The sequence below is a fragment of the Neisseria sp. GT4A_CT1 genome (assembly GCF_000227275.1).
Lineage (GTDB): Bacteria > Pseudomonadota > Gammaproteobacteria > Burkholderiales > Neisseriaceae > Neisseria.
Map to the genome: position 1 here is coordinate 428642 of NZ_JH164965.1, position 14147 is coordinate 442788.

The 14147-nt window shown below is 50.9% G+C and carries 10 protein-coding genes, 3 tRNA genes and 1 pseudogene; 4 read left to right on the forward strand and 10 right to left on the reverse strand.

Annotated features, from left to right (window positions below; all coding sequences use genetic code 11):
* Window positions 1-58: 58 nt before the first annotated feature.
* From HMPREF1028_RS04655 to HMPREF1028_RS04665, 3 genes are all read right to left on the reverse strand, one after another.
* Complete coding sequence (locus HMPREF1028_RS04655; RefSeq protein WP_009311645.1) at window positions 59-853, reverse strand: Cof-type HAD-IIB family hydrolase; 795 nt, start codon at window positions 851-853, stop codon at window positions 59-61.
* Between the two features lie 175 nt (window positions 854-1028).
* Window positions 1029-1103 (reverse strand) — tRNA-Glu (locus HMPREF1028_RS04660).
* 13 nt (window positions 1104-1116) lie between these two features.
* Window positions 1117-1193: transfer RNA gene (locus tag HMPREF1028_RS04665), tRNA-Arg, on the reverse strand.
* A gap of 118 nt (window positions 1194-1311) precedes the next feature.
* Between HMPREF1028_RS04665 and HMPREF1028_RS04670 the strand changes: the two genes are divergently transcribed.
* Window positions 1312-2724: a 3'-5' exonuclease family protein gene (locus HMPREF1028_RS04670; RefSeq protein ID WP_009311647.1), complete on the forward strand. Its 1413-nt coding sequence runs from the start codon at window positions 1312-1314 to the stop codon at window positions 2722-2724.
* Between the two features lie 304 nt (window positions 2725-3028).
* Here the strand turns inward: HMPREF1028_RS04670 and HMPREF1028_RS04675 are convergent, their stop codons facing one another.
* Window positions 3029-3622, reverse strand: coding sequence for a nucleoside triphosphate pyrophosphatase (locus tag HMPREF1028_RS04675; protein WP_009311649.1), 594 nt, complete (start codon window positions 3620-3622; stop codon window positions 3029-3031).
* A gap of 103 nt (window positions 3623-3725) precedes the next feature.
* Window positions 3726-4979: a glutamyl-tRNA reductase gene (hemA, locus tag HMPREF1028_RS04680; protein WP_003761773.1), complete on the reverse strand. Its 1254-nt coding sequence runs from the start codon at window positions 4977-4979 to the stop codon at window positions 3726-3728.
* A 235-nt stretch (window positions 4980-5214) separates the two neighbouring features.
* On the opposite strand from hemA, the gene cysI reads away from it, so the two are divergent.
* On the forward strand, window positions 5215-6969 hold the full coding sequence (cysI, locus tag HMPREF1028_RS04685; protein ID WP_009311651.1) for an assimilatory sulfite reductase (NADPH) hemoprotein subunit: 1755 nt from the start codon (window positions 5215-5217) through the stop codon (window positions 6967-6969).
* Between the two features lie 108 nt (window positions 6970-7077).
* On the opposite strand, the gene HMPREF1028_RS04690 is transcribed toward cysI, so the two are convergent.
* From HMPREF1028_RS04690 to HMPREF1028_RS04700, 3 genes are all read right to left on the reverse strand, one after another.
* The gene (locus tag HMPREF1028_RS04690) at window positions 7078-8037 is read right to left on the reverse strand and encodes a siderophore ABC transporter substrate-binding protein (RefSeq protein ID WP_009311653.1); all 960 of its coding nucleotides are present in this window, start codon (window positions 8035-8037) and stop codon (window positions 7078-7080) included.
* 217 nt (window positions 8038-8254) lie between these two features.
* Entirely contained in the window at window positions 8255-8710 is a 456-nt protein-coding gene (gene nudB / locus HMPREF1028_RS04695) for a dihydroneopterin triphosphate diphosphatase (RefSeq protein ID WP_009311655.1), read from the reverse strand.
* Window positions 8710-10089 carry a mechanosensitive ion channel domain-containing protein gene (locus HMPREF1028_RS04700; RefSeq protein WP_009311657.1) on the reverse strand — a complete coding sequence of 460 codons (1380 nt, stop codon included), beginning with the start codon at window positions 10087-10089 and terminating at the stop codon, window positions 8710-8712. Before HMPREF1028_RS04700 ends, nudB begins: the two co-directional genes overlap by 1 nt.
* A gap of 351 nt (window positions 10090-10440) precedes the next feature.
* Here HMPREF1028_RS04700 and HMPREF1028_RS04705 point away from each other — a divergent pair.
* A tRNA-Pro gene (locus tag HMPREF1028_RS04705) sits at window positions 10441-10517 on the forward strand.
* A 145-nt stretch (window positions 10518-10662) separates the two neighbouring features.
* On the opposite strand, the gene HMPREF1028_RS04710 is transcribed toward HMPREF1028_RS04705, so the two are convergent.
* Both HMPREF1028_RS04710 and HMPREF1028_RS04715 read right to left on the reverse strand, forming a co-directional pair.
* On the reverse strand, window positions 10663-11346 hold the full coding sequence (locus HMPREF1028_RS04710; RefSeq protein WP_003766223.1) for a 2,3-diphosphoglycerate-dependent phosphoglycerate mutase: 684 nt from the start codon (window positions 11344-11346) through the stop codon (window positions 10663-10665).
* Window positions 11347-11574: 228 nt separating this feature from the next.
* On the reverse strand, window positions 11575-13098 hold the full coding sequence (locus HMPREF1028_RS04715) for a fumarate hydratase (protein ID WP_003740750.1): 1524 nt from the start codon (window positions 13096-13098) through the stop codon (window positions 11575-11577).
* Window positions 13099-13922: 824 nt separating this feature from the next.
* Between HMPREF1028_RS04715 and HMPREF1028_RS15405 the strand changes: the two are divergent.
* A pseudogene (locus HMPREF1028_RS15405) lies at window positions 13923-14123 on the forward strand (2Fe-2S iron-sulfur cluster-binding protein); the annotation flags it as partial.
* Between the last annotated feature and the right edge of the window lie 24 nt (window positions 14124-14147).

Consider the following 14147-nt stretch of genomic DNA (forward strand, 5'->3'; position numbering starts at 1 on the left):
TCATATCGCCACCATCAACACTTTCTCATAAGGTCGTCTGAAATTTCAGACGACGTATTCAGTCGATAACACCCAATTCCTGTAATCCCCGCAACACCCCATCCTCGTCCACACTCGGGCATACAAATTTTGCCACAGCCTTTGCCTCAGCCTCGCCATTCCCCATTGCCACTCCAAATCCGACAGTAGACAACATTTCCAAGTCGTTGAAGCTGTCACCAAATGCCATAACATCCTTCATTTCAATCCCCAGCTTGCCTACGGCATGAGCAATTCCCCTTGCCTTAGAACCTTCAGAACGAAGCATATCCATGGCACATTCATGCCACCGAACCAATTTAAATCCGTTTTGTTGAATTTCATCTTCAATGGCGCGTTCTTGATTGGAGTCTGCAAAGATCAGCATTTGATACACTTTTGCCCGATGAAAATATTCTTTATCCACCAAAAAATCGGGAAAAATATGCGCCAATGCATCTTTAACAAGCGATGAAGGGCTGGAAACCGCAATTTTATTGTTATTCACAAAGGCGTAATCAATATTTTTATTATCCAACGACGCGCATATTTCCATCATATTCGCAGAGTCCATCGGATATTCCTGCAATACTTCCCCGTGAAACGACGTATATTGCCCATTAATGGTCACCAGCATATCGATTCCGCTTTCACGGATCAGCTCCCGTACTTTTTTCGGAATAGCCGCAGGAGGACGACCTGTTGCAATCGCAGTCAATATCCCTTTCTCTTTCAACGCACCCATTGCTTTATAAACGGAAGGTCTCAGGGTATCGGTATATTTTCGATAGAGGGTGTCATCAATATCGAAGAAGATAATTTTCGGATTTTTCATAAGCGGGCAAACAAAAGTTTCATCATTTCAAAGTTCGGCTATTGTACCGCCAACCTAATCAAAAGAATATCTGATTGATATATTTAAATATTCATGAACACAAGCAACCAGAGTTTTATTTTTTTGGAGATACAAAAAAGACAAGCCCCTGAAAATTCAGGGGCTTGTCAAAATCTGGCACGCCCACGGGGAATCGAACCCCGGTTACCGCCGTGAAAGGGCGATGTCCTAACCGCTAGACGATGGGCGCAGAAATTTTCTATTGGCGCACCCGGAGCGATTCGAACGCCCGACCCTCTGGTTCGTAGCCAGATACTCTATCCAACTGAGCTACGGGTGCACTGAAAGAAAGATTTGGATTATATTTTCCCATACAGGGCTTGTCAAGGGTTTTCTTGGATAAACGATGTGCAAAGTGTAGAATACTGCCCTGTTGTGTGAATTTTCAGGAATTTAGGATGTTTCATCTTTCTCGCTGGTTGAGATTATCGGAAGCTTTTACCCGATTGAACCGCCCTGTTGTGGTCGTTGATTTAGAATCTACCGGCGGCAATCTGTATCAAGACAGGGTGACGGAAATTGCCTTTCTGCGCTTTGAAAACGGCCGGGTAGAACATTACGAACAATTGATCAACCCGGGAAAGCCGATTCCTGAATTTGTCGTCCAACTGACCGGCATTACCAATGAAATGGTGGCGCAGGCTCCCGCTTTCGACCAAATTGCTCCCGACATACTGCCTTTACTGCGCGGCTCTTTGATTGTGGCGCACAACAGCCGTTTCGACTACACCTTCCTGCGTCATGAATTTTGTCGTGCAGGCATCGATTTTGCCGCTCCGGCATTGTGTACCGTCCAACTGTCCCGCCGCCTGTACCCTCAATTTTATAAACACAATCTTGACAGCATTATCAGCAGAATGGGCATTCAAACGGACGAGCGGCATCGTGCGTTAGCCGATGTTTTGGCACTTGCCGATTATTTGGAACACAGTCTGAAAGAGAAAACCTTGGAAGAATGGGATAATCACTGCCGCGCTCTGATGAATCCGAAAATGCTGCCGACGCAGCTATCCGATTCTTTAGCTGCCAAACTCTATTCATTACCCGATACGGTAGGCGTGCTGGTGTGGTTTGACCATTCAGGAAAAGTGCATTCTGTCGAGGCGTATGAAAAAACGTATAGCGAAATCGCCGCCCTACTCCACAGCAAAGAAGGCTTGCACTATGTTCAAAATGCCGCAGATGTGAAATTCATCCCCGCAGTAGGGAGCCTGCATGCCTTGTGGTTGAAAGCGCAGGTTATGCAGGAATATCAAGAGGAGTTATCTGCACCATTTCCCCTCAAGCAATTGAATCCCAAAACATTTATGACTGTTAAGTTCATCCCCGACGAACATGGCGTACTGAAGGCACGAATTGTGCCGCTAGACAACGGCAGCAGCACCACCCGCCCTTACGGTTTGTTTATCCACAAAAAAGCGGCAAAACGCGCATTGAACATCTGGGCGCAAGAACATAATTTCTGTCCCGATGCCTTAAACATTTTGCCGGTCAGTCACGCACAGGGAGCGCCATGCCCCGTGCAGGCTGTCGGCAAGTGCAATGGGACATGCCATAAAGGTGACGGAATCGAAGAACAAAATACCCGAATTCATGCCATGGCATCCAAGCTGCCTGTTGCCGACTGGGGGAAAGTGCATGAAGTGGAAATCACGGAAACAGACGAATTATCAGGCCGCCGCGTCATCATGCGCTGCGCCGGAGGAGCCTTGGAGCTGCCGAACGGACACTGGTATTTCGACAACCTGCTGCCGTCTATATTAAAAATTAAATTCAAACGAGACAGACAAAATATCCGCGTTATCGCTTGAGTATAGTGGATTAACTTTAAACCAGTACGGCGTTGCCTCGCCTTAGCTCAAAGAGAACGATTCTCTAAGGTGCTGAAGCACCAAGTGAATCGGTTTCGTACTATCTGTACTGTCTGCGGCTTCGTCGCCTTGTCCTGATTTAAATTTAATCCACTATATATTGACGTAAGCGGACGAACAAAAAAGAGGTCGTCTGAAAACCAAGCTGGCGTTTTCAGACGACCTTTTATCATTACTGAGCATTATCCAAATCTACGGCTTATCACAGCTGTTTCAAATACAAAACCTCAATCCGTCATAAGATTTAAAGCGGAACAGACAAATCAAATTGCTTCAGTAAACTGACGGTTTCATAAACGGGCAGCCCCATCACACCGGTAAAGCTGCCTTGCAAATACTCGACAAACACGCCGCCCAAGCCTTGGATTCCGTATGCACCGGCTTTATCCATCGGTTCGCCGCTTTGAATGTAGGCAAGGATTTCGTCAGGGGATAAGGTTTTGAAACGCACATCGCTGGTTTGCAAGACGCTGCGCGTTTCGCCTTGCCAATACACGCATACGGCAGTCAGCACTTGATGGGTTTGTCCTGACAACTGTCCAAGCATTGCGACGGCATGCTCTTGGGTTTCGGGTTTGCCGAGGATATGGTTTTGATAGGCAACGGTGGTATCGGCGGTCAGAATGGGAAATTCGGGCGGCGTATCATGTTGTGCAAACCATTGGGCGACGGCGGCAGCGTTCTTTTCGTTCGCCATACGCTGAACATAATCGGCGGCATTTTCGTCAGGAAATGGCGTTTCATCGATATCGGCGGGAATGCGCCGAATTTGGTAGCCTAAGTTTTCAAGGATTTCGCGGCGGCGCGGGCTGCCGGAGGCAAGATAAAGTGTCTGCATAAGTTTTCAGATATTTGAGATACGGATTTTGGGGATTTAATCGATAAGGCAGAGAGGCATACGGAAAGGTCGTCTGAAAATTTTCAGACGACCTTTCTAATCGTTAATCGTGTTGATCCAATTGATAAATTTGGGCAACGGCATCGACCAGATTGCTGTTTTCCGAGCCTGCCTTATTGAGGGTTTGAGTGGGAGAGTGGAGGAGTTTGTTGGTCAATTGGATGGAGAGCCGCTCCAATACCTCTTCCGCCGATGCGCCTTTGGCAAGCTGTTTCATCGCATTTTCCAAAACCTGCCTGCGGGCGCGTTCACCTTCGTCACGCAGGGCGCGGATAAGGGGGACGCTTTGGCGGCTTTGTTGTTGGCGGACAAACTCACCGACCTTTTTCTCCACCATAGCTTCGGCTTCGGCAGCCGCTTTTTGGCGGGCCTCCTTGCCGTTTTGAACGATACCCATCATGTCGTCAACAGTGTAGAGATAAGCGTCGCCCAGCTCCCCCACTTCAGCTTCGATATCGCGCGGAACGGCAAGGTCGAGCAGGAACATGGGCATATTGAGACGCAGGCGCAATGCGCGTTCCACCATGCCTTTGCCGACCAACGGGAGCTGGCTGGCGGTAGAGGAAACGACGACATCGTATTCGTGCAGGATATCGGGCAACTCTGTCAGCAGGCAAGGCTCGGCATTCAGTCCGAGTTTGTCGCACAACTCTTGGGCGCGCGGCAGGGTACGGTTGGCAACGGTAATGAGTTTGGGACTTTTGGCGGCGAAATAGGTGGCGACCAATTCAATCATTTCGCCCGCGCCGATAAATAGAACGTTCAGATCGCCGATATCGGGAAAAATCTGTTCGGCAAGCTTGACGGATGCGGAAGCCATCGAAACGGAATTCTCGCCGACGGCGGTGTCGGTACGCACTTCTTTAGCAACGGCAAACGTTTTTTGAAACAATGCGTTGAGGTTGGTATTGATGCTTTCTTGTTCTTGGGCGACACGCACGGCATCTTTAATCTGTCCCAAAATCTGCGGCTCACCCAACACCATGGAATCCAATCCGCAGGCAACGCGGAAAGCGTGGCGGATGGTTTCGTTGTTGTCCAAGGTATAAAGATAGGGGCGGATTTCTTCGGCGGGCAGGTTGTGGTATTGCGCCAGCCATTCGATAATTTGCTCGGTTTCGCCGACGCAGTAAAGCTCGGTGCGGTTGCAGGTCGATAGAATTACTGCCTCCTTCGCTGCTTTGCTTCGAGCAAGGTTGCGGACGGCTTCGGGCAGGCTTGCTGCGGTGAATGCCAGCTTCTCGCGTATACTCAAAGGCGCAGTTTGGTGGTTGAGTCCGACGGCGGTAAGTTGCATGGGATAAGGTGGGAGAGATGGTATGTGTCGGCGGGTATTATAGCTTAACTTGACTTTGAAATGAATGTGTTGGCTTCCAAACAAACAGTGCAATTGGCAAAATTTAGATTACCCGGGGTCGTCTGAAAACATCAGATTCATATAACGAAATCATCTTTAAATCGAACAAACCATTCTTTCCCATTTTCAGACGACCTGATTAAAGTAGCTCCAAACTGAGAATAAGGAGCACCCTATGACTACCACCGCCGACCCGCGCGCCAAGCTGCCCGACACCCCGCTTTCCGGCAACGAAGCCCTGAAAGACCGCAGCGACTATCTGCACGGTACCATCAAAGACGATTTGACCGACGACTTTACCGGCGGCTTTACCGCCGACAATTTCCAGCTCATCCGTTTCCACGGCATGTACGAGCAGGACAACCGCGACATCCGCGCCGAGCGTACCGACCAAAAACTCGAACCTTTAAAAAACATGATGTTGCGATGCCGTCTGCCCGGCGGCATCATCACGCCGGCGCAGTGGCTGGGCATAGACAAATTTGCCGGCGATCACACCATTTACGGTTCCATCCGCCTGACCAACCGCCAAACCTTCCAATACCACGGCATTTTAAAAACCGATTTGAAGCTGGCGCACCAGTCCCTGCACAAACTCGGCCTTGATTCCATCGCCACCGCCAGCGACGTCAACCGCAACGTACTTTGCACCAGCAATCCCGTTCAAAGCCCGCTGCACCAAGAAGCCTACGAATGGGCGAAACGCATCAGCATGCACCTTCTGCCGCGCACCATGGCATACGCCGATGTCTGGCTGGGCGGCGAAAAAGTGTTCACCACCGAACCGACCGAACCGCGCAACAAAGAAATCGCCGACGATGTCGAGCCGATTTTGGGCAAAACCTATCTGCCGCGCAAATTCAAAACCGCCGTCGTCATCCCGCCTGACAACGATGTGGACATCCATTCCAACGACTTAGGCTTTGTCGCCATTGAAGAAAACGGCAAACTTGTCGGCTTCAACGTCCTTGTCGGCGGCGGACTGTCCAGCGAACACGGCAACACCAAAACCTACCCCAACACCTCTTACGAATTCGGCTTCGTCCCCCTCGAATATACCCTCAACGCTGCCGAAGCCGTCGTCAGCACCCAGCGCGACTGGGGCAACCGCAGCGACCGCAAAGCCGCGCGCACCCGCTACACCCTCCAGCGCGTCGGCGTTGACGTGTTCAAAGAAGAAGTCGAAAAGCGCATGGGCATCAAGTTCGAACCCATCCGCCCCTACGCTTTCACCCATCGCGGCGACCACATTGGCTGGGTTAAAGGCCTCGAAGGCAACTGGCATCTGACCCTGTTCATCGAAAACGGCCGCCTGCTCGACTACCCCGGCAGACCGTTGAAAACCGGCGTGCGCGAAATCGCCAAAATCCACCCCGGCGACTTCCGTCTGACCGCCAACCAAAACCTCGTCGTCGCCAACGTCCCGCCCGAGCTGAAAGACACCATAGACAAAATCGCCAAAGAACACGGCTTAATCAGCAAATCCATCACCATCCAGCGCGAAAACTCCATGGCGTGCGTCGCCCTGCCGACCTGTCCACTGGCAATGGCGGAGGCCGAACGCTTCCTACCGTCATTCTCCGACAAAATCGACGAAATGTTCGCCAAATACGGCTTGGAAGACGAATACATCGTCCTGCGCGTCACCGGCTGCCCAAACGGTTGCGGCCGCGCCATGCTCGCCGAAATCGGCTTGGTCGGCAAAGCCGTCGGCCGCTACAACCTCTACGCAGGCGGCAACCGCGAAGGCACACGCATCCCGCGCCTGTTTAAAGAAAACATTACCGAACCCGAAATCCTCGAAATCGTCGACGGCTGGGTCGGCAACTGGGCGCAAAACCGCCTCGACGACGAAGGCTTCGGCGACTTTGCCGTCCGTACCGGCATCGTCAAACCCGTCCTCGATCCACCGCGCGATTTTTGGGCTTGAAAACCTGTTGGCAGATTAAGAAACAAAGTTGGAAATCAAAAGGTCGTCTGAAAATCTGCAATGCTTGTTTTCAGACGACCTTTTGATTGTTTAAACCGACTTATTAAATTATTTCGCAGCCTTAAACGCGTCGGTAACCTGTTTGGAAGCGTTCAGCAATTCTTGCGCGCCGCCCGCCGCCAAATAGGTTTCGGGAACGAGGTAAACCACTTGTCCTTTTTTCCATGCGGTCGTTTCGGCGACCAGCGGATTGTTCAACACGTCTTTCGCAGCCTGTCCTTCTTCGCCGATGGCCGCGCCCCTGTCAAGGACAAACAGCCAATCGGGATTTTTCTCTTTCAGGTATTCGAAGCTGACGGGCTGACCGTGGCTGCCTTCTTTGATGGCTTCGTCAACGGCCGGAACACCGATGTCTTTGTGCAGCCAGCCGCCCAGTCGTGAAGACGGACCGAAGGCGGACAGTTTCCCGCCGTTGACCAGAATCACCAAACCCTTGCCTTTACCTTGCGCGGCAGCTTTTGCGGCTTCAAAAGATGCGTCGATTTCCGCCTTCAGCTTGTCGGCTTCCGCCTGTTTGCCGAAGATTTGCGCCAGCGCGTCGATACGCTCTTTGGCACTGTCTTTGAGGTTGGCGGTATCGGCGGTCATCTCGATGGTCGGCGCAATGGCGTTCAACTTGTCAAACGCTTTGGCTGCGCGGCTGCCGATAATGATGAGCTGCGGCTTGTAGGCGTTGAGCGCTTCGTAATCCGGCTCGAACAGCGTACCGGCAGGTTTTGTCGCTTTGAAATATTCGTCCAAATAAGGCAGCAGGTTTTTGTCGATGGACAAACCGGTTTTCACGCCCAATTTGTTTAAAGTATCGAGCATGCCCAAATCGTAAACGGCGATACGTTCGGGATTTTGCGGCACTTTCGCGTCGCCGCGCGTCGTTTTGACGGTCAAACCCGCGCCTTCGGTTTGGGCTGCGGAAGCGGTTTGGGCGTTTTGGTTTGAAGCGGAATCTTTCGGCGAACACGCACCCAAAGCAAGGGCGCAGCATACGGCTAAAGCAGTCAGACGTAACATGGATTCTCCAAGCAGATATAAAACGAAAATATGGAAAAGGCCGTTTGAACAAGAAAATTTAAAGGCTTCCAATCAGAAAGCCGAACGTTCAGACGACCTTTACGGTTTGATGTTACCAAATTAACCAATAACAATTATCGTTTATTTTATTAGATATAAAAGAGGCTGTCCATCGGTCTTTAAATGCGGTTGTCGGTCATCTCCCCGCCATCATTCATCAAACAACCAATCCCAACCTTTTCCCCAATGCCAAAATCGCCCTTTTGTTCGACGGGGAGAACACTTTTTCCGCCGCTTCTTCAATACCGAACCATCCGTAAGCGACGTGTTCGTCAGGCTGCAAAACAATAGCCGCATCGCGCGGAATTTCGGCGGAAAAGATGTGTTCGCGGTTTTCGAACACGCCTTTGGGATAGCGGTGCCGCCAGTGGTGGTAGATTTCGTAAACCGTGCTGTCGTGCCAGTTGCAGAGCTGCCCGTCCGCAAGGCGGATGCCGGTTTCCTCCCAAACTTCGCGTTTAGCGGTTTCCTCTATGGTTTCGTCCGGCTCAATGCTGCCGGTTACCGACTGCCAAAAACCTGGCGGCGAAGTGCGTTCGATTAAAAGGATATTGCCGTCTGCATCATGCAGGACAACCAGCGCGGACACGGGATACTTCAAGGGCTTTGCCATCAATCGTCTCCGCCGGAATCCATCGCGGGATCGGATTTGGTATCGCTGCGCGCCTGCATTCCCGCCTTAATCATGGCGATGCTGCTCGGTGCCTGGCTTTCGTTCAAGATGCGGACTTCGCGCTGCGGATAAGGGAACTCGATGCCGTGTTCGTTAAACTGCCGCCAAATATCCAGAAAAATCGCCGATTGCAGCGCGGCAAAACCGTTTTCCGGGTCTTTCACCCAATAAGTCGCGCGCAAATCGATACCGTTGTCGCCGAAATTGGTCACCACCGCCAAAGGCGCGGGATTATTGGAAACACGCGGCTGCGCGGCGGCTGCGCTTTTGATGATGTCGAGCGCCTTAATCAAATCGGAATGATAGGCAACCTGTATATTGAACGCCTGCTGCAATTCGCGGCTGGTATAGGATTCGTTGACCACCATCGAGGTAACGAACGTCTCGTTCGGAATCAGCGCCTCCGTACCGTTGGCATTGCGCAACACAACGAAACGCGAGGTGATTTTGGTGACATAACCGGTAAAGTTGTTGACCGTCAGACGGTCGTTCATGCGGATGGAGCGGTCGCCCAAAATGATGAAGCCCGAAATATAGTTGCTCGCCACTTTTTGCAGGCCGAAACCGATACCGACACCCAACGCACCGCCAAACACCGACAATACCGTCAAATCAATCCCCACCAGCGGCAGCGCAATCAATACCGCCAAAACCATCATCACCGTTTTGACAACTTTAGACAAAATCATGCTCAGATTGGTGTCTAAGCTGCTTTTCTCCAACCGCTCGCCGATAAAGCGCGCCAACCACGACGCACCTATCATCAGGATACCGACCCACAAAATCCCGTTCAAAATCGTCAGCAGGCTGAGCCTGCCCGAACCGACCGAGAAACTGATGCCGTCGAGAATCTCCAAAATCTTATCGTCCAAGCCCGACAGCCAAAGCACGAACCCTACCCACAAAACCATGGAGACTGATTTCTCCAGCCAGTCGGTCAGTTTGTTTTGCGGCAAAGCGGCATGAACGACCGCCACGCTGACCCGAATCAAAATCATCCAGCGCGCCGCCAAAATCAACAGATGCAGCCATACCGCGCGAAATTCCGTCAGATTGCAGACAAACAAAGCCGCCGCGCCGAAAATCATCATCAGTACCGGCCACAAAATCCTTCTGCCGATATGCCGCAAAAGCGCGAAGCTGCCGTGTTCTGAGAAGAAATAACGGTCGTTGAGGCGGTTTGACAGCCAAAACGCCGCCACCATCAGCATCAAGACACCGACCAGCTCTATCCAGCCCGAAACCTGTCCGAAGTTGCGCTCCACCAAGCTCGATGTAAACGCCTGACGCGCAAACAAATCATGCAAAATACTGTCCATCCGCCCTGTTTTTTATAGTGGATTAAAATAAAAATGAGACAAGGCGGCAACGCCCGCCGTGTACGGGTAGTACATAAGGGCGTTGGCAACGCCGTATCATTGCAATTTTAATCCACTATATTAAAAATCAAAGCTGAGATTATATAGCAGCCATTAAATTCCGCCACATCCGTTTACCCCCGAGGTCGTCTGAAAAACATCGCAGTTTCCAATCAAGTATGAACCATTCCGCAGCCCTACCCTCCCTGACACCAAACAAATTCAAAGCCGCTTCAAGCAGATAGCCGAAACCGTCCGGCTTTACCCTTGCCAAAGCCGTGCAAGAAAACTATAATCCCAAACTTCTCGAGTCGGAGTGTGGCGCAGTCTGGTAGCGCACTTGCATGGGGTGCAAGGGGTCGAAGGTTCGAATCCTTTCACTCCGACCAAAAATTCAACAGCCCGGTCATTTTTGACCGGGCTGTTTTTTTGCCTTGACTGTCTCAAATCTTATATCTCAAGCGTTTCAATCAAAAGGTCGTCTGAAAACCCCGAATCCGAGTTTTCAGACGACCTTTTTATTATCCGCAAAGCTTACAGATAGAATTTTTCAACCACTTTCAAATTGTCGTCCAATTTGTACACCAGCGGCTGACCGGTCGGGATTTCCAAGCCCATGATGTCTTCGTCGGAAATGCCTTCGATGTGTTTGGCCAATGCGCGCAGGGAGTTGCCGTGGGCGGCGACCAAGACGCGTTTGCCGCTCAGAAGCGCGGGGGCGATTTGGTCTTCCCAGAACGGCAATACGCGCTCCAAAGTGACTTTCAGGTTTTCGCCGTCAGGGATGACATCGGCGGGCAGGTTGGCATAACGGCGGTCGTTGTGTGCGGAGAACGGGTCTTTCGGGTCAAGCAGCGGCGGCAGGGTGTCGTAGCTGCGGCGCCAGATGTGGACTTGCTCGTCGCCGTATTTTTCGGCGGTTTGTTTTTTATCCAAACCTTGCAGTTGGCCGTAGTGGCGTTCGTTCAGCCTCCAGCTTTTGATTTGCGGCACGAACAGTTGGTCGGATTCTTCCAAAACGATGTTGCAGGTTTTAATCGCACGGGTCAGGACGGAAGTGAAGGCGATGTCGAACTCGTAGCCTTTTTCCTTCAGTTTTTTACCGGCGGCGGCGGCTTCGGCAAGCCCCTGCTCGCTCAGTTTCACGTCGCGCCAGCCTGTAAACAGGTTTTTCGCGTTCCATTCGCTTTGTCCGTGGCGGATAAATACCAATTCCATGTCGTATGCTCCAATTTGAGGTCGGTAGAAGGGGCTATTTATAACATATTTCGGCTGCTTCTGCAGTCGGGGCAGGACTATGCTTGTTCTTTATCAAGACTTGCGGCGTATTGTTTTGCTGCCCACTCCCCTACCCTTGCAGTCGTAATGCTTCCAAACAAATTAAAGGTCGTCTGAAAACCCTGTTTTAAGTTTTCAGACGACCTTCTTCAACCTGGCATCAAGGCATTAGGACTCGACGGGGATGATGCCGATTTTTGCCTGCCATTTGCGCGGGGCGGTGGCGTGGATGGACTCGCCTTTGCTGTCCACGGCGACGGTTACGGGCATGTCTTTGACTTCAAACTCGTAAACTGCTTCCATGCCCAATTCGGGGAACGCCAAGACTTTGGAGGATTTGATGGCTTTTGCCACGAGGTATGCCGCGCCGCCGACTGCCATGAGGTATACGGCTTTGTTGTCGGCGATGGCTTCGCAGGTGGCTGCGCCGCGCTCGGATTTGCCGATCATGCCCAAGAGGCCGGTTTGTTCGAGCATTTGGCGGGTGAATTTGTCCATGCGGGTAGCGGTGGTCGGGCCTGCCGGACCGACTACTTCGTCGCCGACCGGATCGACGGGGCCGACGTAGTAAATCAGGCGGTTGGTGAAATCGACGGGCAACTCTTCGCCTTTATCGAGCATATCGACGAGGCGTTTGTGCGCGGCATCACGACCGGTGAGGATTTTGCCGTTCAGCAGCAATACGTCGCCGGTTTTCCAGCTGGCAACTTCTTCTTTGGTCAGTTTATCGACATCGATGCGTTTGCCGTTGTCGGGGCTGTAAGTCAAATCGGGCCAGTCTTCAACGCGCGGCGGGGTCAGTTCGACCGGACCGGAGCCGTCCAATTCGAATTCGACGTGGCGGGTGGCGGCGCAGTTCGGAATCATGGCAATCGGTTTGGATGCGGCATGGGTCGGGTAATCGAGGATTTTGACGTCCAACACGGTGGTCAGTCCGCCCAAACCTTGTGCGCCGATGCCCAGCGCGTTGACTTTTTCAAAGAGTTCGAGGCGCAGGGCTTCGGTGGTGGACAATTCTGCACCTGACGCGGCTTTTTCCTGCAACTCTTGAATGTCGATGTGGCTCATCAGGGATTCTTTCGCCATCAGCACGGCTTTTTCGGGCGTACCGCCGATACCAATACCCAAAATGCCGGGAGGACACCAGCCCGCGCCCATGGTCGGGATGGTTTTCAATACCCAATCGACGATATTGTCGGAAGGATTGAGCATGGCGAGCTTGGATTTGTTTTCAGAGCCGCCGCCTTTTGCCGCGCAGGTTACTTCGACTTTGTCGCCCGGTACGATGCTCATGTGGATGACGGCGGGAGTGTTGTCTTTGGTGTTTTGGCGTTTGCCGGCAGGATCGGCGAGGACGGACGCGCGCAGGGTGTTGCCTTCCCAAGTGTAGGCGCGGCGTACGCCTTCGTTAACCATCTCTTCCACACTCATGTCCGCATCCCATTGGACGTTCATGCCGACTTTGAGGAAGACGGTTGCGATACCGGTGTCTTGACAGATGGGGCGGTTGTTTTCGGCACACATGCGGCTGTTGACCAAAATCTGCGTCATCGCGTCTTTGGCGGCGGGATTTTCTTCCTTCTGCCACGCCTTATAGAGCGCGTCGATGTAGTCTTTCGGATGGTAATAGCTGATGAATTGGAAGGCATCGCAGATACTTTGGATAAAGTCTTCTTGCTTGATGACGGTCATGATTGTGTTCCTTTTCATATGGTAGGGAGGGTTTGTTAGCTTTTTTATAGAGGCCGTTTTTCAGACGACCTTAATCGGTGTAATAGTGCTGTCAATCGATATGAGGCGACAATATGATTTTTATAATTTATTGATTTTCATAAAACTTAATAACCTATCATTTCACTCGGATGATGATAACGGATATTGTCGGCAATATTTACCGGTAGAAATAAAACTACAATTAATCTGTCCACTCAAATTCCAAAGGGTCGTCTGAAAAGGCTGAATTCACCGCCGCAATGAACCTTACTAATAACATGAATTTAAAAAGAAACAATTATTTTTCAGACGACCTGTCTTTCTTTTTTCAACCATACACAAATGTAAAAGCCGTGTCATTCTACCCACGATGATTTTTGACGGAAGTCAAACTTAGCCATTTTTCTGAAATTTTATAACACAATTTGCATTTGCTTACACTTCGCAGATTTATTCAATAAATACATAGATATATACTTTTATATTAAACACTTAATAATGATATTTACTCGTATTTCAAAATGGTTTTTAGCAGTTATTCCTTTATCTTAAGTTTATTTTATCTTACAAAATAACAAGATGGCACAAAGGTCGTCTGAAAACCACTGTTTTTTGTTCACAATCCGCCACCACCCTGCCTTTACGACTCCGCCATCATCAAAAAACCCAAATTCTGATACACTAATAAAAGACAGTCAGACGTTGATTTATAAGACGTTTCCTGAAAAATATCTGCATTTTAAAAATTTGTAATAAAAATACACACATCCGATTTCCCCTATCCCATTCCACAGGACACTACCATGAGTGAAAACTTGTTAACCCTGACCATAGACGGCCACGAGGTCAAAGCCTCTGCCGACTCGTCAATCATTCAGGCCTATGCCCGTTCCGGCAGCGCGATTACCGCCAACGTCGGCTGTATGGGGCAAGGCGTGTGCGGTTCCTGCCGCTGCATGATCCGCAAGGAAGGCGAGCGCGAGGTAACGACTGCGTTGGCGTGCGAAACCAAAGGTAAGATCTGAGTC

Coding starts and splice junctions, on each gene's coding strand:
- HMPREF1028_RS04700 (WP_009311657.1), bottom strand. CDS start 10,089: ATGGACAGTATTTTGCATGATTTGTTTGCGCGTCAGGCGTTTACATCG.
- cysI (WP_009311651.1), top strand. CDS start 5,215: ATGACTACCACCGCCGACCCGCGCGCCAAGCTGCCCGACACCCCGCTT.
- hemA (WP_003761773.1), bottom strand. CDS start 4,979: ATGCAACTTACCGCCGTCGGACTCAACCACCAAACTGCGCCTTTGAGT.
- HMPREF1028_RS04715 (WP_003740750.1), bottom strand. CDS start 13,098: ATGACCGTCATCAAGCAAGAAGACTTTATCCAAAGTATCTGCGATGCC.
- HMPREF1028_RS04670 (WP_009311647.1), top strand. CDS start 1,312: ATGTTTCATCTTTCTCGCTGGTTGAGATTATCGGAAGCTTTTACCCGA.
- HMPREF1028_RS04675 (WP_009311649.1), bottom strand. CDS start 3,622: ATGCAGACACTTTATCTTGCCTCCGGCAGCCCGCGCCGCCGCGAAATC.
- HMPREF1028_RS04690 (WP_009311653.1), bottom strand. CDS start 8,037: ATGTTACGTCTGACTGCTTTAGCCGTATGCTGCGCCCTTGCTTTGGGT.
- nudB (WP_009311655.1), bottom strand. CDS start 8,710: ATGGCAAAGCCCTTGAAGTATCCCGTGTCCGCGCTGGTTGTCCTGCAT.
- HMPREF1028_RS04710 (WP_003766223.1), bottom strand. CDS start 11,346: ATGGAATTGGTATTTATCCGCCACGGACAAAGCGAATGGAACGCGAAA.
- HMPREF1028_RS04655 (WP_009311645.1), bottom strand. CDS start 853: ATGAAAAATCCGAAAATTATCTTCTTCGATATTGATGACACCCTCTAT.